The sequence below is a fragment of the Longimicrobiales bacterium genome, from assembly GCA_035764935.1.
Lineage (GTDB): Bacteria > Gemmatimonadota > Gemmatimonadetes > Longimicrobiales > RSA9 > DASTYK01.
Genome location: DASTYK010000142.1, coordinates 1 through 21066, shown reverse-complemented (window position 1 = coordinate 21066; position 21066 = coordinate 1). Strand labels below are relative to the sequence as shown.

The 21066-nt window shown below is 69.3% G+C and carries 21 protein-coding genes; 1 reads left to right on the top strand and 20 read right to left on the bottom strand.

Annotation, left to right across the window (positions count from 1 at the left end):
• Window positions 1-460 precede the first annotated feature (460 nt).
• The 6 genes from VFU06_11530 to VFU06_11505 form a co-directional block, all read right to left on the bottom strand.
• Window positions 461-1306, bottom strand: coding sequence for a carboxypeptidase regulatory-like domain-containing protein (locus VFU06_11530; GenBank protein ID HEU5210012.1), 846 nt, complete (start codon window positions 1304-1306; stop codon window positions 461-463).
• A 133-nt stretch (window positions 1307-1439) separates the two neighbouring features.
• Entirely contained in the window at window positions 1440-2510 is a 1071-nt protein-coding gene (locus tag VFU06_11525; protein ID HEU5210011.1) for a hypothetical protein, read from the bottom strand.
• Between the two features lie 395 nt (window positions 2511-2905).
• Window positions 2906-3793: an MBL fold metallo-hydrolase gene (locus tag VFU06_11520; protein HEU5210010.1), complete on the bottom strand. Its 888-nt coding sequence runs from the start codon at window positions 3791-3793 to the stop codon at window positions 2906-2908.
• 55 nt (window positions 3794-3848) lie between these two features.
• Window positions 3849-4625, bottom strand: coding sequence for a 3'-5' exonuclease (locus VFU06_11515; GenBank protein ID HEU5210009.1), 777 nt, complete (start codon window positions 4623-4625; stop codon window positions 3849-3851).
• Between the two features lie 2 nt (window positions 4626-4627).
• Complete coding sequence (locus VFU06_11510) at window positions 4628-5875, bottom strand: arginine deiminase family protein (protein HEU5210008.1); 1248 nt, start codon at window positions 5873-5875, stop codon at window positions 4628-4630.
• Window positions 5876-5895: 20 nt separating this feature from the next.
• Window positions 5896-6543, bottom strand: coding sequence for a redox-sensing transcriptional repressor Rex (locus tag VFU06_11505; protein ID HEU5210007.1), 648 nt, complete (start codon window positions 6541-6543; stop codon window positions 5896-5898).
• A gap of 170 nt (window positions 6544-6713) precedes the next feature.
• Here VFU06_11505 and VFU06_11500 point away from each other — a divergent pair, with 170 nt between their 5' ends.
• Window positions 6714-7577 (top strand): FkbM family methyltransferase, encoded by an 864-nt coding sequence (locus VFU06_11500; protein ID HEU5210006.1) that lies wholly within the window; start codon window positions 6714-6716, stop codon window positions 7575-7577.
• A 4-nt stretch (window positions 7578-7581) separates the two neighbouring features.
• Here VFU06_11500 and VFU06_11495 read toward each other — a convergent pair whose 3' ends face one another.
• From VFU06_11495 to VFU06_11430, 14 genes are all read right to left on the bottom strand, one after another.
• Entirely contained in the window at window positions 7582-8310 is a 729-nt protein-coding gene (locus VFU06_11495) for a HAMP domain-containing sensor histidine kinase (GenBank protein ID HEU5210005.1), read from the bottom strand.
• On the bottom strand, window positions 8307-9161 hold the full coding sequence (rsmA, locus tag VFU06_11490; GenBank protein HEU5210004.1) for a 16S rRNA (adenine(1518)-N(6)/adenine(1519)-N(6))-dimethyltransferase RsmA: 855 nt from the start codon (window positions 9159-9161) through the stop codon (window positions 8307-8309). Before rsmA ends, VFU06_11495 begins: the two co-directional genes overlap by 4 nt.
• A 6-nt stretch (window positions 9162-9167) precedes the next feature.
• Window positions 9168-10706, bottom strand: a complete 1539-nt coding sequence (locus VFU06_11485; protein ID HEU5210003.1) for a GAF domain-containing SpoIIE family protein phosphatase — start codon at window positions 10704-10706, stop codon at window positions 9168-9170.
• Window positions 10703-11137 (bottom strand): ATP-binding protein, encoded by a 435-nt coding sequence (locus VFU06_11480; protein HEU5210002.1) that lies wholly within the window; start codon window positions 11135-11137, stop codon window positions 10703-10705. Before VFU06_11480 ends, VFU06_11485 begins: the two co-directional genes overlap by 4 nt.
• Before the next feature lie 57 nt (window positions 11138-11194).
• Window positions 11195-11527 (bottom strand): STAS domain-containing protein, encoded by a 333-nt coding sequence (locus VFU06_11475; protein HEU5210001.1) that lies wholly within the window; start codon window positions 11525-11527, stop codon window positions 11195-11197.
• A 68-nt stretch (window positions 11528-11595) separates the two neighbouring features.
• The gene (gene pta, locus VFU06_11470) at window positions 11596-12594 is read right to left on the bottom strand and encodes a phosphate acetyltransferase (GenBank protein HEU5210000.1); all 999 of its coding nucleotides are present in this window, start codon (window positions 12592-12594) and stop codon (window positions 11596-11598) included.
• Window positions 12591-13091, bottom strand: a complete 501-nt coding sequence (gene coaD, locus VFU06_11465; protein HEU5209999.1) for a pantetheine-phosphate adenylyltransferase — start codon at window positions 13089-13091, stop codon at window positions 12591-12593. Before coaD ends, pta begins: the two co-directional genes overlap by 4 nt.
• Complete coding sequence (gene rsmD / locus VFU06_11460) at window positions 13088-13612, bottom strand: 16S rRNA (guanine(966)-N(2))-methyltransferase RsmD (protein HEU5209998.1); 525 nt, start codon at window positions 13610-13612, stop codon at window positions 13088-13090. The genes coaD and rsmD overlap by 4 nt, the downstream gene beginning before the upstream one ends.
• A complete protein-coding gene (gene recJ / locus VFU06_11455) occupies window positions 13609-15363 on the bottom strand; it encodes a single-stranded-DNA-specific exonuclease RecJ (protein ID HEU5209997.1) in 1755 nt (584 codons plus the stop codon). The genes rsmD and recJ overlap by 4 nt, the downstream gene beginning before the upstream one ends.
• A gap of 34 nt (window positions 15364-15397) precedes the next feature.
• On the bottom strand, window positions 15398-16105 hold the full coding sequence (locus VFU06_11450) for a hypothetical protein (GenBank protein HEU5209996.1): 708 nt from the start codon (window positions 16103-16105) through the stop codon (window positions 15398-15400).
• Entirely contained in the window at window positions 16105-17940 is a 1836-nt protein-coding gene (gene dnaG, locus VFU06_11445; GenBank protein HEU5209995.1) for a DNA primase, read from the bottom strand. The genes VFU06_11450 and dnaG overlap by 1 nt, the downstream gene beginning before the upstream one ends.
• The gene (locus tag VFU06_11440) at window positions 17937-20318 is read right to left on the bottom strand and encodes an endonuclease MutS2 (GenBank protein HEU5209994.1); all 2382 of its coding nucleotides are present in this window, start codon (window positions 20316-20318) and stop codon (window positions 17937-17939) included. The genes dnaG and VFU06_11440 overlap by 4 nt, the downstream gene beginning before the upstream one ends.
• A gap of 138 nt (window positions 20319-20456) precedes the next feature.
• A complete protein-coding gene (locus tag VFU06_11435; protein ID HEU5209993.1) occupies window positions 20457-20894 on the bottom strand; it encodes a GatB/YqeY domain-containing protein in 438 nt (145 codons plus the stop codon).
• Window positions 20895-20901: 7 nt separating this feature from the next.
• Entirely contained in the window at window positions 20902-21057 is a 156-nt protein-coding gene (locus VFU06_11430; protein ID HEU5209992.1) for an HIT domain-containing protein, read from the bottom strand.
• Window positions 21058-21066: the final 9 nt, after the last annotated feature.

Below are 21066 nucleotides of genomic sequence, written 5' to 3'. Positions count from 1 at the left end.
GGACGCCTGGATCGGCCTGCGCGGTGGGGGGCCGTTGGTGGGTCGAATCGTCGGTGGGTCAGCGCCGGCCGGTCGGTTATGCAGCAGCAGTACGACCAGCGTGCCCGCCGGCGCACTGCCAGCCGCCACGCATGGCAGGCTTGCTCCGCGGTTGTCGGCCGAATGGTCATAATGACCGCTGCGGCGACAAACGTCCGCGCAGCGCCGGTACGGTTGGCGGCGCAACGGTCGCAGAGACCGCTACAGCGCCATTCGTGGCGGGCGCCTGTTATGCTTGGCGGGGGAACGGAGCTCAGGTGCCGTTGCGGGCAGACGGTCGAACGTACTGGCGCGAGACGGCCGTCGTGGGGGCGCCGTCGGAGTGCGCGGTCCGTGGTGGACGGAAGCGGTGCGCGCGATAGCGAGGTACTACCGCAACCTCCAGCGGCACGCTGGCCCTCGTCCGGTGCCCCTCGCCGCCTCAGCGCGCGCCCGTTCGCGTGTACAGCAGCAGCACCCCCTTGTTCTCGGCCTGCAGGCCGAACCGGGCGGCGGCGGCAGCGACGGACAACCATTCCACGCGGTCCAGGTCTTCGAGGCTGTAGTCGATCAGCATGGAGCCCGGATCGAAGAGACGGATCCCGTCACGAAAAACCGGGACCATGTTGCAACCGCGGGCCCGCGTGCGTCCCGGAACCGGCCGGCTGCCTCCTCCTCCCGACGGGGCCGTATACAGGCTCGCACGACCACGGCTGCCGGATTCGATGCAGAGAATGCGCGTGGGGACGGTGTTGTCGCTCGTGAAGAAGACACCCTCCTTGATGCGCAGCCCGATGATACGATTCCGCAATACGTCCGCGAGTTTGCGGCCGCGCTGTGATTCCTCATCCAGCTGTTCGCGCGAGATGCGCCGTACGACCGCCCCCTCGGCGCGGCGCTCCCACTCTTCACGCGAGAGCCGGGCGTCGGCGCGAACTTCAGCGAGTGTGATCGCCTGCTGATCGAGACGTATCTCGATGGTTAGCGCGGCCGAGTCGGCGGGCAGTGTCCATACGGTAGTATGCGACCCGTACGCGACGTGCTCGACCGTGATCTCGTAGGTTTCGGGCCGCAGCTGGATCGTGAATCTCCCGGTGCTGTCGCTGACTGCCGTGTTTCCGGCCGGGTCGAAGCGGACAGCAGCGTCACGAACGGGCGCGAGGGTCGATGCGTCGCGGAGCGTGACGCCGACATTGATCGCCTGCGCAAGGACCGGGTGGGGTGCCGCAATGATCAGCACCAGGAGAACCCCCGTGGGGATCAGTCGTGCGTGGTGTGTTCCTGGCATCGATGATCCCCGGCGTCTGACCCTGTGAGTGTTTGCGGCCACACACATGATTCCTTCTTGGCAAGATGCAGCACAAGCCTCGTGTGGGAGCGGCACTCCTCCGTGAGGGTGGCCTGCCTGTCTTGCGGGCCGGTCATGTGTCTATGATCGCGCGCAGTCCGGTCAGACGCAGAATTCGCCATGGCTCCGGAGGCTCCGACAGGAGAACGTAAACACTCTCACCGCCTCCGATCACACGTGCCCCGGAGGGTAGTGGCACATCTTCGTAATACTTCACGAAACGCGCGGCCTCGTAAACGTCAATCGCATAATCAGCCCTGCCGGTGATCTCGGTGGGAGACGACGTCAGCGCCGTCGACGCGACGACGAGCATGCTGTCGGCGAGCGTGAACACGCCACCGATCGCAGTGAACTGATCGAACCAGGCCTGTATCGTGGATGCGATCTGACGACCGACGAATGCGCCTCGCCCCACCGACGGTATCTCGGTATGCGACGGCGGCGGCGAATCGATGGAATCGACGACAGCACCGTTCAGATCCAATACCTTCAATGGGTAGAGGAGACCGTCGGTAACGACCAGCCGATCCGTGACGCGTGTCACTCCCGGCCGCGCGACGCTTCCCCAGTAGGCCTCCTGCCGGATCCGCGGGTGTGGCGGAAGGCCTGTCCAGCGGACCGTGCCGTCCATGTCGATCGCGGCGAAGTTGTCGCCCTCACGCCCGACATGAATGGAGACGAGGAACCCTCCGGGAATCGAAATGATCGAGCGACGGACCGGCAGATCCGACCGAAGCGTCATGCGATGTGCCAGGTCAGGCCCGTAGATCTGGATGCGGCCGTTCTGCGGATCGGTCACGAAGATGAGACCACCACTGGACGAGATGCCGCCAACGGAGCGGAGCTCAGTCGGTCCGCTGCCGTACCGACCGGCCGCAGCCAGGAGGGTTCCATCGGCGGCATAGTGGCGAACCCGGGGGAGGAGGTGATCGCCGATGAGGAAGCTACCGTCCGGAAGCTCGTGAAATGCGCCGATACCGCCGACCGGATCCGTCGCTGACGTGTCAGACAGCGTCACCGTGTCGACTGACTCGAAGATCTGCGCCAGGCCCACCCCCGAGGCCGGTCCGGGTGGGACGGCGCCGCCGTCGCAGGCGGACAGTGCCAGCGCGACTGCAATGCTCCATGCCTCATCCCTTCTCATCGGTTGTCCTTCCCAGTTGAGGGAGGCCAAGCCCTGACGTGCGTGATGGCGCCGCCAGCTGGCGGACGGGCGGGGCGGCAACACCTCCCGTGCTGGTGCCCGCCAGCACGCCACGCATGACGTGCCTACCCGAACATTGTCGACTGAACGGTCGTGATGACCGTTGCGGCGCCAGGCATCCGCGCGACGCCAGGACGATTGGCGGCTCAATGGGCGCAGGGACCGTTCCGGCGCCACCCGGGCCGGGCGCCTGTCATGCTTGGCGGGGGAACGGGGCGTTTCTCCGGTCTTGTCAGGCGAACAGGTCTGGTGCAAAGCGCGTCGGGCGAACGGGGCCTCTCGATCGCACCGGGCGAACGGGGCTCCTGCGGACGCGCCGAGGAAACGCGCGCCGCCTACCCCTCCACCAGCGCCATCTTCCCGTCCTTCTCGCCGATCCTGCCCCACGCCACCGTCGGGTCGTGCTCGAAGATCAGGAGCCAGTCCTCCTCCTGGGCGCGCTTCACCAGCGAGCGCTTCGATTCCAGCGTGACCAGCGGCTCGACGTCGTAACCCATGATCCAGGGGAGCGGCAGGTGCGCACTGGTGGGCATCACGTCGGCGAGGAAGATGGCGGTCTCGCCGGCGGACTGGATGAGCACGGACTGGTGGTGCGGCGTGTGACCCGGGGTGCGCAGCACGGAGATACCGGGCACGATCTCGACGTCGCCTTCGACCAGCTCCAGCTTCCCTGCTTCCATGACCGGCTCGAAGTTGTGCTTCAGGTAGCTCGCCTGGATGCGTTCGTTCTTCCAGTGCGCGTACTCCCACTCGCCTTTCTGCACGACGTAGCGCGCCTGCGGGAAGGAGAGCTGCACCTGTCCGTCGGGATCGACGAACGTGTTGCCGCCTGCATGATCGAAGTGCAGGTGCGTGTCGAGCATGATGTCGATGTCGTCGGGCTTGAACCCGGCCGCGGCGATCGCCTCCTCGAGGATGGTCGGGTACAGCGTCGCATCGGACGAGCGGTTCTCGAGGCCGTAGATGCCGACGAACTTCTCGTTTTCCTTGTTGCCGGCGCCGTTGTCGATCAGCACGAGCGCATCCGGTGTCTCGACGAGCAGGCAGCGCATCGCGAGCGGGATGCGGTTGCGGTCGTCGGCGGGGATGCGCTTTTCCCAGAGGGGCTTGGGCACGACGCCGAACATTGCGCCGCCGTCCAGTTTCTGGCCGCCGCCCTCGATCGCGTGGATGCGCAGGTCACCGATGGTGCGGGTCTGGACGAGCGGACGGTCGACGATCACGATGCCTCCGGCTGCGGGCCCTGTATGCGAATTCGGTTCGAACGCAGGACGACGCTCACGTCTCGTCCATCGGCTGCGGGTTCGCGCGCCGCTTCTTCCGCTTCGCGCGCTTCTTCAGGAACTTCTGCAGCGCGTCCCAGTCGCTCACCTCGCGCTCCTCGAGGCGGTCGAGCAACCGGCGGAAGATGGTCGTCGTCGCGAGCGCGTCGCCATACGCGCGGTGACGCGCCTGGTTGTCGACGTTGAAGAAGTACTGCAGCGCGTCCAGCGAGCGACTCGTCACTTCCGGCACGACCTTGCGAGCCAGGCGCACCGTGCAGAGCGTGCGGCTGTCGAGCACGGGCGCGGACGCGCGTCGCATCTCCTCCGTCACGAACGCCCAGTCGAACTGCACGTTGTGCGCGACGAACACGGCGCCGTCGAGCAGGTCGTAGACGCGCGGCGCGATCTCCCAGAAGCGCGGCGCCTCCTTCACCATGTCGTACGTGATGTTGGTCAGCGCGGAGACGATCGCGGGGATCGGCCGGTCGGGGTTCACCAGCGACTCGAACTCGCCCATCACCTCGCCCCTGCCGTTCACGCGGATCGCGGCGATCTCGGTGATGCGATGGCCGTGCATGTAGCCGGAGCCGGTCGTCTCGACGTCGACGACGACGTACTCGAGCGCGCGCAGCGGATCCGGCACGCCGTTCGGCGCGTGCTTCGGCGGCTTGCGGATGCCGTAGGTCGGACGCGGCGGCTCGGCGACTCTGGGCAGGCCGATGCGGATGCCGGACGTCGCGCGCTGCGACGTGTCGACCAGCAGTTCGGGCGGGAGCAGCGGGAGCTGCATCGTTACCAGATGTCGTCGCGCACGACGGGCATGGTCATGCAGCGGCCGCCGCCGCCGCCGCGCACCAGCTCGGAGCCCTCGAAGACGATCGCCGCCTTCTCGTCCTCCTCGATGTCCGTCTCGCCCGTCAGGAACTCGATCGCATCGACAATGCGGTAGCCGGCCTCGCGCTCCAGCTCGCGGTACGTGTTCTCGTTGCGCGAGTAGCCGAGGATCACGCCGGGTCGCACTGCAACGAAGTTGCAGCCGCTGGACCACTGCTCGCGCTCCTGGAACGTCCTGCGCTCGCCGCCACACATGATCGGCTCGAGCGGCAGGTCGAGCTGGCGCAGCGCGGTGAACAGGTTGGGCATCTCGCGCATGCCCTGCATGCCCGCGCGGTAGTGCAGCACGGGCGAGCGCGTCGGCCCGATGAAGCTCGGCGGGAACACGACGCAATGCTCCCGGTCGATCATCGTGAAGATCATGTCGAGGTGGATCATCGCGCGGTCGATCGGCAGCACCACGACCAGTACGTCGGTCACGCCCTGCCTGGCGAGCCGCTCCGCGATCGTGTCGAACGCGCCGGGGCTGCTTCGTTCCGACAGCCCCATGACGACGAGGTCGGGGCGGATGATGTGCACGTCGCCGCCCTCGATCGTGTAGCCCGCGCGCCGCTCCTCGCTGCCGTCGTAGATCAGGCCGCTGTTGCGGAGGCGCGGATGGTACTGGAAGAGCGCCTTCATCAGGATCTCCTCCGACCAGCGCACGGTGTGACGCATCGAACCGACGATCACGCCGTCGTTGATCGACATCGCCGCGTCGCGCGTGAAGAACAGGTTGGGCAGCGGCGGCAGGTCGTGCGCCGCACGGCCGAGCAATTCCTGCAGCGGGCCCGCCGACTGGACCTCGCGTCCCTCGATGAACAGGCTGACCAGCTCGGCCGCCGGCATGGGCTCCAGCTGGCGCGCCAGCGGCTCCGACTGTGCGACGTCCATCACCCGCTCGATCAGGAAGCGACGGCACTCGGGGATGTCCATCACCTCCTCGAGCAGCTCGCTGACCTCGTGCACCTCGGCAAAGCGCGACAGCAGCGCCGTGAAGCGGTGATGCTCACGCCGCGCCTGCTCCAGGTCGATGATGTCGTCGTAAAGGAAATCCTCGCGCGTGGCCGGTGTCACCGCGAGCAGCTCCGGACCCGGCGTGTGACAGATCACCGACCGGAGCGGACCGATCTCCGAGGTCACTCGTACGCGCTGCTCCCCACCCATGCTGCCTCCCGCCTCCGGGCTCACGCGGAGCGCCGCGTTCGCGGCCGCGACTCCCGGGCCAGCGCGAAGCTGAGTCCCTCCAGCTCCAGCGCCATGTTCACGTTCTTGAGCGCCACGCCTGTCGGTACCTGCAACTTGGTCGGCGCGAAGTTCAGGATCGCACGCACACCCGCGGCCACCACGCGATCGACCACCGCCTGCGCGACCTCCGCCGGCACCGCAACAATCACGATGTCGATCGACTCCGCCGCGAGCGCGTCCTCCAGCTCCGAGTCCGGACGCACCGTCGTACCACCCCAGCGCTGGCCCACCTTCTTCGGGTCCGCGTCGAACACGGCCTCGATGTGGAAGCCCTGCTGCTGGAAATCGCGGTAGCCGAGCAGCGCAACGCCGATCCGGCCGGCACCGACCAGCGCGACCCGGTAGCGGCGCTCCAGCCCCAGGATCGAGCGCAGGGCCGACATCAGCTCCTCCACGCTGTAGCCACGCCCCCGCTTGCCGAACGTGCCGAAGAACGAGAGGTCCTTGCGCACCTGGGCCGCCGTCGTGCCGCAGCGCGAAGCCAGCTCCTCGCTGGAGACCGTCTCCGCGCCCAGTCCCTCCAGCTCGCTCAGGACACGCAGATAGATCGACAGACGGCCGACCGTCGACGGCGAGACCTTACGCATGGTTGATCCGGGCAGGCGCGCCCGCATGGTCCGGGCGCATGTGAATCCGTTCACAAGGAAGGTATGGAACCGAAGAAATGCCGTCAATTCGCATTGCCGAAGGACCGGCTCCGGAATACCGTACCCGCGCTTCTGCAGCGAAGTTCGCACGGCCCCGACCACGGAGAGCAATGCACCAGGCGCGCTGGGCGCTGGCGCGGCAGTACGCGCGGCTGTACGGGATGATCAAGGACCGGACGGGTCGCAACCTGCCCGGCCTGGGGCGGATGCTGCGTCTGGTCCGGGACGGACGGGCATTCGAGTCACGGGGGCTCACCTTTGCGTTCGATCCGCAGCTCGCGACGGCCTACGGACGGCTGGTTGCCGGGGACTGGAACGAGCCGGAGACGCACACGTTCCTGGGCCGGGTGCTCGACAGTGTGGGCGCCCCGGTGCAGTTCGTCGACGTCGGGGCCAACGTGGGTGAGGTGCTGCTGGACGTGGCGCGGCACGAGCGGGTCGTTCAGGCCATCGGCTACGAGCCGGACCCGCGCACGGCCGCGAACCTGCGCGAGAGCGTCAGGCTGAGCGGCGCCGGCAACGTGGAGGTTCGCGAACGTGCCGTGGCAGACGGTCGTGCCGCGGCCTTCTCGGTGAACCGCGACTTTCCCGTGCTGTCCCGCCTGGACCTGTCAGGCGCTCCCGGCGACGGGGACGCCGCACCGACGGCGCGCCTGGACGACGAGCTCGCGCCCGGTGATGCCGAGCTGATCGTGCTGATCGATGCGGAGGGAGCAGAGCTGCTGGTGCTGACGGGCATGCGCTCGATCCTCGCTGCGCGTCGACCGCTGATCATCTTCGAGTTCAACGAGCTGGGGCAGCGCACGTACGGGCTGGATGCGGTGCGGGAGCTGCTCGGGTCCGACTACCGGATCTGGCGGCTGCGGATCGACGGCACGCTGGATCGCGACTATGCAAACGCGTGGAACTGCGTGGCGATTCCGGCCGGCGGCGTCTTCGACGAGGTGACCCGTCCCCTGGTGCGCGACGCCTGACCGACTACGGCACCGCCGGAATCGTGATCGCGACGGTGGTGCCGTCCTCCTCCTCGATCAACCGGATGTCGCCGCCGAGGCGACGCGCCATGCCGCTGGCAATGCGCATGCGCAGGGCAGCTCCGGAATCGATCCGCTCCAGCGTTGTTGCATCCATGCCGGTGTTGCGGATCCAGTAGGTCACTGCGGTTTCGTCCCCTTCCAGCGCCGGTGTGAGGTTGCGTCCGGTGGAGGTTTTCAGGGCTGCACCGAGTGCAGCATCGAGCACGTGCTCGAGCGCCTGCGGATCCGTGCGACCGGGGACTGCCACGCCCTGCACGCGCGAGAGGTCCAGCGTGACGCGTCGCGCCTGTGCCTCGGAGGCCGCCCGTCCCAGTGAGGCGCGCAGCAACTCTGCATGATCCACGTCCTCGGGATGCGGCGCAGCGCTTTCCCTTCCGGACAGCTCCTGCATGCCCTCGGTGAGGGTGAGCAGCTGGCGGGCGGAGCTGCGGATGCGTGCGAGTGCTTCGCGGGCGCGATCGTCGATGGTGCCGAGCAACCCTTCGGCGAGCAGCTCCTCGTACCCGAGGATAGCGGCGATGGGGGACCGCAGCTCGTGCGCGACGATGCCGAACAGCGTGGTGTCGGAATCGCGCCCGCGCCCGGTCGGCGCCGCAGCCGACGCAGCGTCCTGCTGGTGCCCCGCCTCGGGACTCCGACCGCCGCCTGTGTTGCTGCCCCTGTCCGTCACACCGACTCCTGTCGTGCATCCATGCCGACCGAAGTATCACCCGGCAGTCCGCGTGCGCGCAACGCGCGAGCGAGTGCGACGAAGTCTTCGGGCGCGAGCGTTTCCGGCCGTGCCGCGGGTGAGATCTCGAAGGGTGCCAGCAGTGCCGCCACGGCGTCTGCGTCGAGCCCGTACTCCGGCGCGTCGCGCAGGATGCGCTGGAGCTGCTTGCGTCGCCAGCCGAACGCGACGCGCGCGAGGGTGCGGACGTCGCGCTCATCTGCCGCCGTGAGTGGCGACGGTCGGAACGGATCGATGCGCAGCACGGCGGAGTCGACGTTCGGTACGGGCCGGAACGCGCCGCGCGGCACCACGAACAGCCGCTCCACCTGCGCCACCGTCCGCACGCCCACCGAGAGCGCACCGTACTGCCGGTCGCCGGGGGGCGAGACGATGCGATCGGCGACCTCCTTCTGCACCATGAACACCAGGCGACGCGGGCGATGCTCGCGCTCCAGCATCCGGAAGATCAGCGGGCTCGTGATGTTGTAGGGGATGTTGCCGATGATGCGCGCATCCCCGGGTGAGCCGAGCAGTGCCACGAGATCCACGGCGAGTGCGTCGCCATTCACGATCTCGACGTCCGCACGTCCCGCGAAGCGCTGCTCGAGCGCGGCGGCCAGCGCGTCGTCCTTCTCGACCGCGACGAGCCGCCGCACCGCGCCCGCAAGGTGGTCGGTAAGGGCACCGGTGCCGGGGCCGATCTCGAGCACCGTATCCTCCGGCCCGGCCTCGAGCGCCGCGACGATGCGCTGCTGGTAATTCCTGTCGACGAGGAAGTTCTGGCCGAGCGATTTCCTGGCGCGGACCACTACCGCTCAGCGGCGCACGAACAGCGCCGTGCGGTCATCGGAGGGGATGCCGGTGAGCCGCTTTGCGGTCGCGCGGAAGATGCGGTCGATGATCGCCCGCAGCGGCCGGTCGCGCATGCTCACGATCTCGTCCATCAGTGCCTCCTCGCCACCGACGAACGCGTCCGAAAGGCCGTCCGTGAAGAGGCAGAGCAGGTCCTGCGACGGCTTCCACTCCGCACTCGCCTCGCCGTACCGGTCGAGCGGCACGATGCCGAGCGGCGGATCCGTCGCGCCCAGCCGCGTGCGCATGCCGTCCCGATGAATGATGTAGGCGTGCGGGTGACCGGCGTTGGCGTAGACGATCCGCTGGTTGTCGGGCTCGATGACGCCGTAGAACAGCGACAGGTACATCTCCGTCGTCTCGAGCTCCTTTTCCAGCGCGCGGTGTACGCGGCGCAGCACGTCCGCGGGTGGTCCCGATTCCTGTGCGTAGATGCCGACGGCGCTCATCGTCAGCGCCATGATCAGCGCCGCCGAGAAGCCGTGACTCGATACGTCGCCGATCATGAGGCCCAGGCGGTTGTTCGGCAGCTGGAAGATCTGGTAGAAATCGCCGCCGACGGTTTCCGCCGGGACGCAGCGCGCATCCAGGTCGTGACGTCCCTCGAGCGTACTCGGATCGGGCAGCAGCTTGAGCTGCAGGTCGTGCGCGAGCTCGAGCTCCCGCAGCGTACGCTCCTGGCGCAGGCTTTCGCGCACGAGCCGCTGCGTTTCCAGCGCTGCACCGATCTGGCTCGCGATCGCCGAAAGCAGGCGCGCGTCGCCAGCGGTAAAGCGCAGGTTCGAGCGGCGGCCGACCAGCGTGATCACGCCGACCGTTCGTGCGCGGCCATGTGGCGGAGTGTAGTTGATCGGCACGGACAGGAACGCTTCCCTGCCCTGCGGCCTCGGCTCCAGCCGCGGCACGCCCGCCGCGACCGCGCCCCGCTCCAGGTTCAGTGCCTGGCGCTCACGGAACACCTTGGCCGTGGCGGACTCCGCGTCGTCCACCGCGATCGGTCCCGTCATCCCGTCCTCGCCGACGCTCGCCGCCAGGTGCAAGCGCTGGTCCTCGTCGTCGTAGACCCACAGCGACGCGCGTCGCGCGGCGAGCACGTCCATGACCTCCTCGAGGATCTGCGTCGCCGCTTCCGGCAGGGACAGCACGGACGCGAGGATCTCGCTGATCGAGTAGAGGAGGTTGATCTCCTCGTAGCGCTCCGTCAGCTCCCGGGCGGCGGACTGCGCTTCCCGCTCATACGTCAGGCTCATGCGCAGCGTGCTCACGAGCAGCTCGATCGCGGGGCCGTCGCGCTCCGCCTCCAGCTCGTAGCGCGCGCCGTCGCCCAGCTCCACGACGTGGCATACATCCGCGCCCCACGGCTCGTCTTCCGCGGGGAAGAGTCGCACGCGCTCCTCGCCGCGCACGGCCCAGCAGCGCACACGCTCGTCCTTGAGCGCGGCGAGGGCGTCCTCGACCGGCTTCGGGATCGGGTACGTTTCGGTCAGTGCACTCGAGATCACATGCCGCTGGCGCGCTCTCGCACGCCACTGGAACGGGAATCCAGGATCATCAGGATGGAGTTGCCCCGGTCGTTGAACTCCACCCGATCCATCAGTTTGCGGATGAGGAAGATCCCGCGGCCGCCGATCTTCTGCAGGTTGGCGGGCGTGGTGGGATCGTCGACCTGGTCGGGATCGAAGCCGCGCCCCTCGTCGGTAACGCGGATCATGATGCGATCCGGCTCGATCTGCGCCTCGACCCGCACGCGCTTGCGCGGATCGCGGTTGTTGCCGTACAGCATCGCGTTGGCGAGTGCTTCGGTCAGGCCGACGCGCAGGTTGAGACGGAGCAGGTTGTCGTCGAAGCCCACGGCCCGGCCTCGCTCCACGAGCGAGGCGACGGTGCGCTCGATGGCCCGCAGATCATTCCGAAGATTGATCACCTCGGTCATTGCCGGAATGATACCGTGGGCCAGTGGCGGGTGACAACCCGCTCCAACAAAGGCGGCTCAGAAGGAGGAGAGTGCCTCGTCGCGAGAGCTGGCAATGTGAAACAGCGTGTCGAGCTTGGTCAGCTCGAACAGCGTGCGCAGGTCCTCGTTGAGGTTTGCGAGCCGGAGCTCACCCCCCTGCTCCCGGATCTTCTTCGACAGGCTGACGAGCACGCCCAGACCGGACGAGTCGATGTAGCCGGTCGACGAGAAGTCGATCAGGAACTTGCGGGCACCACCTTCCAGCTCTTCGAGCACCTTCTGCTTCAGCTCCTGGCGGTTCCCGACGATCAGCTGTCCCTCCACGTCGATCACCGTCACATCACCCTGCTTCCTGACGTCGAAGCTCATCTCCCCCCTCCCGGGCGTAATTATATGTCCTGGCCGTCGCGTGACAGGGCACGAAGCGTGCCCGGCACTCAACCGCCCTGCAGCGCCGTGATGCAGGCGACGTTAACAATGTCCTCCGCGCTGGCGCCGCGCGAGAGGTCGTTGCAGGGGCGCGCGAGCCCCTGCAGGATCGGACCGATCGCCTCGGCGTGCGCCAGCCGCTGCACCAGCTTGTAGCCGATGTTGCCGGCATCCAGGTTCGGGAACACGAGCACGTTCGCGTCACCCCGGATCGGCGACCCGGCCGCCTTGCGCTCGGCGATCGACGGCACCACCGCCGCGTCGACCTGCAGCTCGCCGTCCGCCGGCACGTCCGGGTGCAATGCGCGGAACCGCTCGACGGCGGCACGAACCCGGTCGACGGATTCGCTTTCCGCGCTTCCCTTGGTCGAAAATGACAGAAATGCGACCCGGGGCGCATCTCCGACGATGCTGCGTCGAGCCGCGACCGCCGCTGCCGCGATGTCGGCGAGCTGTTCGCTGGTCGGCTCGGGCACCACGCTGCCATCCGTGAAGGTGAGCACCTCGGCCGCCCCTCCGTTCCGGAAGGGGGGCACGACCATGTAGAACCCGGACGAGACCGTGCGGATGCCCTGCGCCGTGCCCACGCACCAGATGGCGGCCCGCAGCACGTCCGCCGTGGTGCGCGACGCGCCCGCAACCGAGCCGTGCACCTGGCGCTCGCGCACCAGCAGGGCGCCGAACATGAGCGGATCCCGCACACGCTCCAGGGCGTCCTCCCGCGTCATGCCGCGGTGCGCGCGCAGCTCGTGCAGCACGCCGGCAAGCTGATCGCGCCGCGGGTCCGTCGCGGGATCGATCACCTCCACGGTGGCGGCGTCCGCCCCGTGCGACGCGATCGCGTCACGCACCGCCTCCGGCTCGCCCAGCACCACCGGCCGCACCAGGTCGCCGAGCACCAGGCGCGCCACGGCGTCCAGCGTGCGTGCGTCGTCGCCCTCGGGAAACACGATCCGGCGCATGCCGGAGCGCGCACGCAGCCGGATGCTGTCCACGAATGCGTTCATGCCCTGCCGAACTTCTGATGCAGCGCGGTGAGCACGTTTGGCGAGACGAAGCTGGCGACGTCGCCGCCGAGCGAAGCAATCTCGCGTACGAGCGAAGCGGACAGGTAGGAGTAGTGCTCGTCGGGTGTCAGGAACACGGTCTCGATGTCGGGCCAGAGGTGGCGGTTCATGGACGCCATCTGGAACTCGTACTCGAAGTCGGAGACCGCGCGCAGCCCGCGGACCAGCAGCGAGGCGCCGCTCTCGCGGGCGAAGTCGACGAGCAGCCCCTCGAACTCCGTGGTGCGGATCCGCGGCTCGTCGCTGAACACCTCGCGCAGCAGGTCGAGCCGCTCCTCGATGGTGAAGAGCCCCTCCTTGCGCTGCGTGCGGCGGTGCGCGACCGCCACGATGATCACGTCGCAGAAGGCGAGCGCGCGCCGCACGATGTCCTCGTGGCCACGCGTGACGGGATCGAAGGAGCCCGGGTAGATCGCAACGCGCTTGCGTTCGGTCATGGTTCCCGCATCACGAAGGTGAGTGCCGTATCGCCGTAGCGACGCGTGTGTGCGCCTGCCACATGGTCGAGCGACTCCTTCGTGCGATGCTCGACCGCCAGGATGCGTGCGAACCCACGCTCGAGGAACAGCTCGACGAGCGCGGTCGCGTGCCCCTCGTCGTAGGGCGGGTCCGCGACGACGATGTCGAAGGCGTCCGCCTCGAGCCGGCGCGCGTAGCGCAGCGCGTCGTCCTTCACGACTTCCACGCTCTCCGGCTGCAGGCGCCGGATGTTCGCCTCCAGTGCCTTCAACGGTGCTGCGGCCCGCTCGACGAAGGTGGCGTGCGCGGCTCCGCGCGACAACGCCTCGAGGCCGAGCGCGCCCGAGCCGGCAAACAGGTCCAGCACGCGCGCGCCCGGCAGGTCGTGCTGCAGCACGCTCATCCATGCTTCGCGCACGCGGTCGGTGGTGGGACGCGTGCGCTGGCCGCCCGGCGTCGTGAGCGGATGCCCGCGCCAGCGGCCCGCGATGATCCTCATGCAGCGCGGACGTCGAGCAGCCGGAGCTGCAGCCGCTCACTGCCGTTCCAGACGTCCTCGTGCAGCTGGAACGCGATGTCGAGCGGGGCCCGGAGATCGAGCTGCTGCACGCGCGCGGCCTGGCGGAACCCGATCGCATCGAAGGTCGCACCGTTCTGTCGCAACCGCAGCTTGACGTGCCCGTCACCGACGACGCGCATGCGAGCGCCGGCATCCACGCCGCGCGCAACGAAAACGGGTGCCGGGTTGCCGAGGCCGTGCGGGCCGGCGTGCCGCAGCAGCCGGTGCAGCTCGTGCGTCGCCTCGTCCAGCGTGATCTCGAGGTCGTAGTGCAGCAGGGGCACGAGGTCGTCGGGGCGGAGCACGCTGCGGGCGTGCTCGTTGAGTGCAGTGCGCAGCGCCGTGACCTGCTCGCGCCGCACCTCGAGGCCGGCAGCCTGCCTGTGGCCGCCGTAGCGCTCGAGCAGCGCGCCGCAGCAGTGAATGCCTGCGTACAGATCGAAGCCGGGGATGGAGCGCGCGCTGCCGCGGCCGGTCTCGCCATCGAGCGCGATCAGCACGGCAGGCCGGTGCACCTGTTCGACGACGCGCGAGGCGACGATGCCGATGACGCCGGGATGCCAGCCCTCCGCCGCGAGCACCACCGCGTAGTCGCGCTCCGGATCGAAGTTCTCCGCGAGCTGCTCGAGCGCCTGCTCGAGCGTCGCGCGATCGGTTGCGCGGCGCGTGTCGTTCTCGGACTCCGAGATCGCCGCGAGCTGCGCGGCCCGGGCGGCGTCATCCGTGGTCAGCAGCTCGAGTGCCCGGGCTGCGGCGCCCATGCGACCGACCGCATTGATGCGCGGCGCGAGCACGTGGCTGACCTGCCCGGCCGCGACAACCGGCCTGGAGTCGAGCCCACTCGAGCGCAGCAGCGCACGCAGACCGGTGTTGCGCGTCTGTGGAAGCAGTCGCAGCCCGTAGTGGGTGAGCACGCGATTCTCGTCCCGCAGCGGAACGAGGTCAGCGATCGTCGCCAGCGCAACCAGGTCGAGGTACCAGCGAAGCGGCTCGGCGTCCTGCCCCCGCGAGCGCAGGAGCGCCTGCAGCACCTTCCACGCTACACCGGTCCCGCACAGCGCCCGGAACGGGTAGCTGCTGTCGGCCCGGCACGGGTTCACGACTGCCAGGGCCGGCGGCAGCGTCGCGCCGGGCGTGTGATGGTCGGTGACGAGGACATCGATGCCGAGCGACTGTGCCGCCGCGATCGGCTCGTGTGCGACGATGCCGCAGTCGGCGGTCAGCACGAGCGTCGCGCCCGCATCCGCCGCGGCGCGCACACCCGCGCGCCCGAAGTCGTAGCCGTCCTCCAGCCGGTGCGGCACGAACGGTACGACGCGCGCACCGAGCGACCGCAGCACGCGCGTGTACAGCGCCGCCGCACAGACCCCGTCGACGTCGTAATCGCCGTGCACCAGGATCGTCTCGCCCCGCTCGATCGCGGCGTTCAGCCGATCGACGAGCGGGCGGATGTCAGGGAGCTCGAACGGGTCGTGGAGCTGCTCGAGGCGCGGGCGCAGGAACTGCTTCGCCGCGTCGGCGTCCGTGTGGCCGCGACCGGCCAGGAGCCGGCACATCGGGAGTGGCAGGCGGAGCGCCTGCTGCAGGTGTGCGACCGCGGCCGCATCGACTTCGGCCGCGCGGGGCGTCCAGCGCTTTTCGACGTGCGGCAGGTCGTGAGAGGGGCGCAGCCCCGGTGCGGGCGTCAGCATGCGCGTACGCGTGCGCGCCGCCCGTGCATCGCGCTCACTCCTGCGTGTAGAGGATCACGCCGCAGGCCTCACAGCGCCGCAGCGCGTCCTCACGGCGGACCTCCGTCTGCTCCTGCAGCGGCAGCATGTTGAAGCAGTTGCCGCACGCACCTTCGGGCGTCATCGGGGCGAGCGCGCGGCGCGCCTTGCGACCCCGCACGCGCTCGTAGAGTGTGAGCGCCGCACGGTCGATTCGCTCGACGTGGCCGGCACGACGTTCCCGCAGCGTCGCGAGCTCCGATTCCGCCGCATCGAATTCCTGCTGCAGCTCATCCCGCTTCGGCGCGACTTCCTCGCGCACCTTCTCGACCTGCTTCTCGAGCTCGCTGAGCCGCAGCTCCGCGCGGGTCAGGTCCTGGCCCACGTCGCGCGCCTCGGCGACGTCCGCCTCGGTGGCGCGGCGGATCAGGTCGATCTCGGCGCGGGCCGCGGCCTCCTCCATCCTGCTCTTGGTCCGCTCGATGTGCTGCTCGTAGGCGTGCTGGCGCTCCCGCTTGTTCTGCGCGCCGGTCTCGAGCTTCAGGATCTGCTGCTTCAGGTCACCCACGCGTGTGCGCAGTGCCTCGACCTCGTTCTCGAGGGTCCGCAGCGGCGCTTCAACCTCGCGGAATCGCTCTTCGAAGCCGCCGGCGTGTGCCTGCGCTTTCGAAATGTCATCGTCGATCTGCTGCAGCTCGATCAGTGCCTCGTGCGTTGGTCCCATTAATCTTCCACGTCGGGTGCGGTAGGTTCAGCCGGGCCGTGCGGGCGCAGCCTGCCGTAGCGCGGCGAGCGTTTGTGCCCCAGCTCGGCCGGCAGTGCCCTCAATTGCGCGAGCAGCCGCATCCGCTCCGTGAGCAGGACGTCCGCATCGTCCGCCTCTGTGATTCGCGCCATGCGCAGGTTGATGCCATCGAGCTGGAGAAATAAGCCCCGCCGGTGGATGCTCGCAACCGCATCCTCGAAGCTGCGATCCGCATCGACGATGTCCGAGCCGTCCTTCTCCAGCGAGGCGAGCCGCTCCAGCGCAGCCGGCTCGAGCCCGTCGGTACGCCCCTCCAGCAGGGCGCTGTAGATCGTTCGGTAGACCGGATCGCGCAGGTCCGCCGGAGCGATCAGCTCGCGCGCCGCGGGCACCCGCTCCGGATCATGGACCAGCAGAACCACGAAGAGGCGCTCGTCGCTGTCCTGGCGACGCAGCTCCTCGGCGACCGGCTCCACTCGCTGCCGCGCCCGGCTGCGCGGCTCGACCGGCGCACCCGCCGGCGCGTCCCGGCCACCCCCTGCACGCAGCTCCTCCTCGAGCGTCTCGCGCGTCACGCCGATCCGCTGCGCGACGCGGCCGATATAGATGTCGCGCAGCGCGGGATCGACGGTCGCACGGATCGTCGGCAGCAGGCGGTCCAGCGCGCGGCGGGCGCCGTCGATGTCGTCGAAGTAGTGGCGCTCCTCGAGCATCTGCAGCTTGCGCTCGAGCACGTCGACCGCTTCGTCCAGGTACGGCCGCAGGGCGGCGGCGCCGCCCTTCCGGACGAGCGAGTCCGGGTCTTCGCCCGCCGGCAGTGCGACGACGAGCGGATGGACGCCGGCCCTGAGCAGGGCGTCCGCGGTGCGGAACGTCGCCCGACCACCGGCCGTGTCGCTGTCGTAGAGCAGCAGCGCGCGGCCCGCGTAGCGCGCCAGCAGGTTGGCCTGCTCCGGTGTCATCGCGGTGCCCATGCCGGCCACCACGTGCTCGACGTTGCGACTGGCCAGCGCCACGTAGTCCATGTAGCCCTCGACCACCAGCGCCGCGCCCTCGCGGCGGATCGCGTTGCGCGACCAGTTGAGGCCGTACAGCAGCATGCCCTTGTGGAAGATGGGCGTCTCGGGCGAGTTGAGGTACTTGGGCTGGTCGCCGCTGGTGAGCACGCGGCCGCCGAACGCGATCACCCGGCCGCCCACGTCCGCGACGGAGAACATGAGCCGGTTGCGGAACCGGTCGTACGGCTCGCCGCCGCGCTCGCTCTCCTTGATCAGCCCGGCATCCAGCAGAACCTCGTCCTCGATGCCGTGCTGGTGCGCGGCCGTGCGCAGCGCCTGCCAGTCATCGGGCGCATAGCCGATGCGGAAGCGGGTGATCGCCTCGTCGCTGACCTCGCGCTTCTGCAGGTACCGCAGCGCATGCTCGCCCGCCGGCTCGCGCAGCATGCGCTCGAAGAAGTCGGCGGCAAAGGAGATCGCCTCGTACAGCCTGCGGTGCGGCTCGTCCTCCTGGCGCGGTCCCTCCCAGCGCGGAATCTCGACACCCACGCGCTCCGCGACCTGGCGCACCGCATCGGTGAACGACAGTCCCTGCTGCTTCATCAGGAAGCTGAACACGTCGCCCGACTCGCCGCAGCCGAAGCACTTGTAGAAGCCCTTGGACGGGACCACGTAGAACGACGGCGTCTTCTCGTTGTGGAACGGACAGAGCGCGCGGAAGTCCTTGCCCGCGCGCTTGAGCGGAATCAGCTCACCGATCATCTCGACGATGTCGGCGCGGTCGCGTACCTCGTCGATGAGGTGATCCGGAATCATCCGAGCTCCGCGACCGTCACGCCCGCACCACCCTCGCCCATGCCGCCCGCTCGGAACGCCCGCACGCGACGCTCCCCCTTGAGCACATCCGTCACGACCTCGCGCAGCGCGCCGGTGCCCTTGCCATGGATGATGCGCAGGGACGGCAGTCCCGCCAGGATCGCGTTGTCGAGAGCACGGGTGAGCACACCGACCGCCTCGTCCGCGCGCATGCCGCGCAGATCGACTTCGGGTGACGCATCGACATCCGCCGCACTCCAGCCGCCGCGCTGCTGCGGCCGCGCCGGCTGCGCGTGCTGCGCGCGCAGCACCTCGAGGCCGCGCGTCGCGACCTGCAGCCGCACACCGCCCGCCTCGACGACCGCACGCCCATCGCGCAGCTCGACCACCACGCCCTCCGCCCCGGTCGCGGCGATGCGCACGCGCGAGCCGACCTCGAGGTCCTGCGGCTGCCTGCGCGCCGGCGCCATCGCCGGCTCGTCCGGCATCCGCTCCGCCTGCTTCTGCGCCCGCTGCTCGACCCGGCGGCGCGCCGCGCGGATCGCTTCCTCCAGCTCCGCATGCGACGTCGCGGCCGCGGCCGCCTCGCGCAGCTCGCTGATCGCGGATTCCACCTCTTCGCGCGCGCTGAGGAGCAGGTCCCGCGCCTGCTGCCGGGCGCGCCGCTCCGCGTCCTGCTCGCGTCGCTTCAGCTCCGACTCGCGCTGCTCCAGCTGCGTGCGCAGGTGCATCGCGTCCGCACGCGCCGAACGCGTCTCGGCCAGTGAGCCTGCGAGCGCGCGCTCCTTCTCCTCCAGCTCGAGCAGCAGGTGGGAGACGTCGCGTTCCGCACTCGGCAGGTACTCCTCGGCGCGCCCGAGCAGCGGCGCCGGAAAGCCGAGCCGCTTCGCGATCGCGAGCCCGTAGCTGCGGCCGGGCACGCCCTTCTGCAGCCGATACGTCGGCCGCAGCTCCGCCGCGTCGAACTGCAGCGACGCGTTCACCACGCCCGGCTCCTCGCCCGCGAGCAGCTTGAGCTGCCCGAGGTGCGTGGTTGCGACCGTGAGCGTGCGGCGGCGTGTCAGCTCGACCAGGATCGCCTGCGCGAGCGCACCGCCCTCGGCGGGATCGGTGCCACTGCCCATCTCGTCGATCAGCACGAGCGACTGCGCGGTCGCGCTCTCCAGGATCTCGCGCAGGTTCACGAGGTGCGCCGAGAACGTGGACAGGCTCGCCTCGATCGACTGCTCGTCGCCGATGTCGGCGAAGACGTCCGTGAAGAGCGGCAGTCGCGTGCCCTCCCCGACGGGCGGGATGATGCCGCACTGCGCGAGTGCGGAGATCAGGCCCACCGCCTTGAGCAGCACGGTCTTGCCGCCCGTGTTCGGGCCGGACACGAGGAGCGTGCGCTCGTCGTTCTCCATGCGCAGGTCGAACGGCACGACGTCGACGCCGGTCGCGCGCAGCAGCGGATGGTATCCGCGCACCACCTGGTACTCCGCCGTGCCCGCGGGCAGCATCGTCGGTCGCGCACCGTTCACGTTCAGCGCATAGCGTGCGCGCGCGAACAGCGAATCGAGTGCGACGAGCGCCTCGAGGGTGGCGACCAGCTCCGCCCGGTGCGGCCGGATGCGGTCCGTCAGCTCGCGCAGGATGCGCTGGACCTCGCGTGCCTCCGCGATCTCCAGCTCGCGCAGCCGGTTCATCAGCTCGAGCGCGAGCGGCGGCTCCACGAAGAGCGTTGCACCGGTTGCCGACTCGTCGTGCACCAGGCCACCGACCTCGGCACGCGCCTCGCGCCGCACGGGCACCACGTAGCGGCCATCGCGGATCGTCACCGACGCGTCCGTCACCTGGAAGCGCGCCGGCAGCGACTGCATGTACTGCTCGAGCTTCTCGACGATGCGCGAGCGGGCACCCCGGATCTCGCGACGGAGCCGCGCCAGCTCGCGCGACGCACTGTCACGCACTGCACCACCGTCGTCGATCGCGCTGCTGATCGCGTCCTCGAGGTCCTCGCGCCTGAGCAGCGGGCCCGCCAGCTCCGCCAGCAGGGGAAAGTGGTCCGCGTGCTGCAGCACCACGCGCCTGGTCTCGCGCGAGCTGCGCAGCAGGACGACCGCGTCCCGGAGCGCGCCCGGCTCCCAGACGGAGCCCTCGACTGCGAGCTTCCTCAGTGGGACACGCAGATCGGGAAGTGCGGGCACCGCCCAGTCGTCGATACGCAGCAGGAACCCCACCATCTGGTGCACGCGCCGCAGCTCGGGCTCGATCCAGGCGAGTGCGTCGGACGGCGTGAGCGCACGCACTGCTTCCGCGCCCAGCGGACTGGACGCATACCCCGCGACGACGCCGAGCGTCTCGGGCAGCTGCAGGACGGAGAGTGCGTGTTCGTTCATGTGGTGATGCTGGTGCGGATCGGCGGCGGGCAATGCGTGCGCGCTTCAGTCGAGCAGTGTGTCACTGCGCGGGTGCACAGCGGCGGCATCGCTGCGCGCAGCCTGGCAGGACGCGCGCGAGTCGATGCCGGGTGCCGCTCAGCCAAGCTCTTCCCTGACGATCCGGTTTGCTTCCCTGCCGTCGAATACACCCTTGATACTCGGCATGATTCGCCCCATGACCGCCCCGACGTTGTCCGCTCCGCCGGCGATCGCGGCGCGCACCAGCTCGCGCACCTCGTCCTCCGAGAGCTGCGCCGGGAGGTACTTCGCGAGCAGCTCGGCCTCCTGGTCCTCGCGCAGGGCGAGGTCCTCGCGGTTGCCCGCGCGCATCTGCTCGGCCGCCTCGCGCCGGCGCTTCACCGCGCGCTGCACGACCTGCTGCACGTCCTCGTCCTCCGCGTCGCGCCCCAGCTCGATCTCCCGGTTGCGCACCTCCGACAGCGTGGTCGTGAGCACGAGCGTGCGCGCCTTGTCACGCGCGCGACGCGCAACGTTCAGATCCTCGCGCAACCGGTCCTTCAGCGATCCTGCCATCGTACGCTCACCCCGGCGGCCAGCGCAGACCGCGCCCGCCCAGCAGATGCATGTGAATGTGAAATACCGTCTGACCCGCACCGGCATTGGTGTTCACCACGACGCGGTAACCGTCCTCGGCGACCCCCTGCTCGCGTGCGATCGCACGCGCGGCGACGAACAGCTCGCCCAG

Bases quoted from the DNA above. Each gene is read 5' to 3' on its own strand.
- pta (HEU5210000.1), bottom strand. From the start codon at position 12,594: ATGAACGCATTCGTGGACAGCATCCGGCTGCGTGCGCGCTCCGGCATG.
- dnaG (HEU5209995.1), bottom strand. From the start codon at position 17,940: ATGATTCCGGATCACCTCATCGACGAGGTACGCGACCGCGCCGACATC.
- VFU06_11500 (HEU5210006.1), top strand. From the start codon at position 6,714: ATGCACCAGGCGCGCTGGGCGCTGGCGCGGCAGTACGCGCGGCTGTAC.
- VFU06_11440 (HEU5209994.1), bottom strand. From the start codon at position 20,318: ATGAACGAACACGCACTCTCCGTCCTGCAGCTGCCCGAGACGCTCGGC.
- VFU06_11480 (HEU5210002.1), bottom strand. From the start codon at position 11,137: ATGACCGAGGTGATCAATCTTCGGAATGATCTGCGGGCCATCGAGCGC.
- VFU06_11515 (HEU5210009.1), bottom strand. From the start codon at position 4,625: ATGCAGCTCCCGCTGCTCCCGCCCGAACTGCTGGTCGACACGTCGCAG.
- VFU06_11530 (HEU5210012.1), bottom strand. From the start codon at position 1,306: ATGCCAGGAACACACCACGCACGACTGATCCCCACGGGGGTTCTCCTG.
- VFU06_11435 (HEU5209993.1), bottom strand. From the start codon at position 20,894: ATGGCAGGATCGCTGAAGGACCGGTTGCGCGAGGATCTGAACGTTGCG.
- rsmD (HEU5209998.1), bottom strand. From the start codon at position 13,612: ATGAGGATCATCGCGGGCCGCTGGCGCGGGCATCCGCTCACGACGCCG.
- VFU06_11510 (HEU5210008.1), bottom strand. From the start codon at position 5,875: ATGGGTGGGGAGCAGCGCGTACGAGTGACCTCGGAGATCGGTCCGCTC.
- recJ (HEU5209997.1), bottom strand. From the start codon at position 15,363: ATGCTGACGCCCGCACCGGGGCTGCGCCCCTCTCACGACCTGCCGCAC.
- VFU06_11505 (HEU5210007.1), bottom strand. From the start codon at position 6,543: ATGCGTAAGGTCTCGCCGTCGACGGTCGGCCGTCTGTCGATCTATCTG.
- VFU06_11525 (HEU5210011.1), bottom strand. From the start codon at position 2,510: ATGAGAAGGGATGAGGCATGGAGCATTGCAGTCGCGCTGGCACTGTCC.
- coaD (HEU5209999.1), bottom strand. From the start codon at position 13,091: ATGACCGAACGCAAGCGCGTTGCGATCTACCCGGGCTCCTTCGATCCC.
- VFU06_11450 (HEU5209996.1), bottom strand. From the start codon at position 16,105: ATGGGACCAACGCACGAGGCACTGATCGAGCTGCAGCAGATCGACGAT.
- VFU06_11475 (HEU5210001.1), bottom strand. From the start codon at position 11,527: ATGAGCTTCGACGTCAGGAAGCAGGGTGATGTGACGGTGATCGACGTG.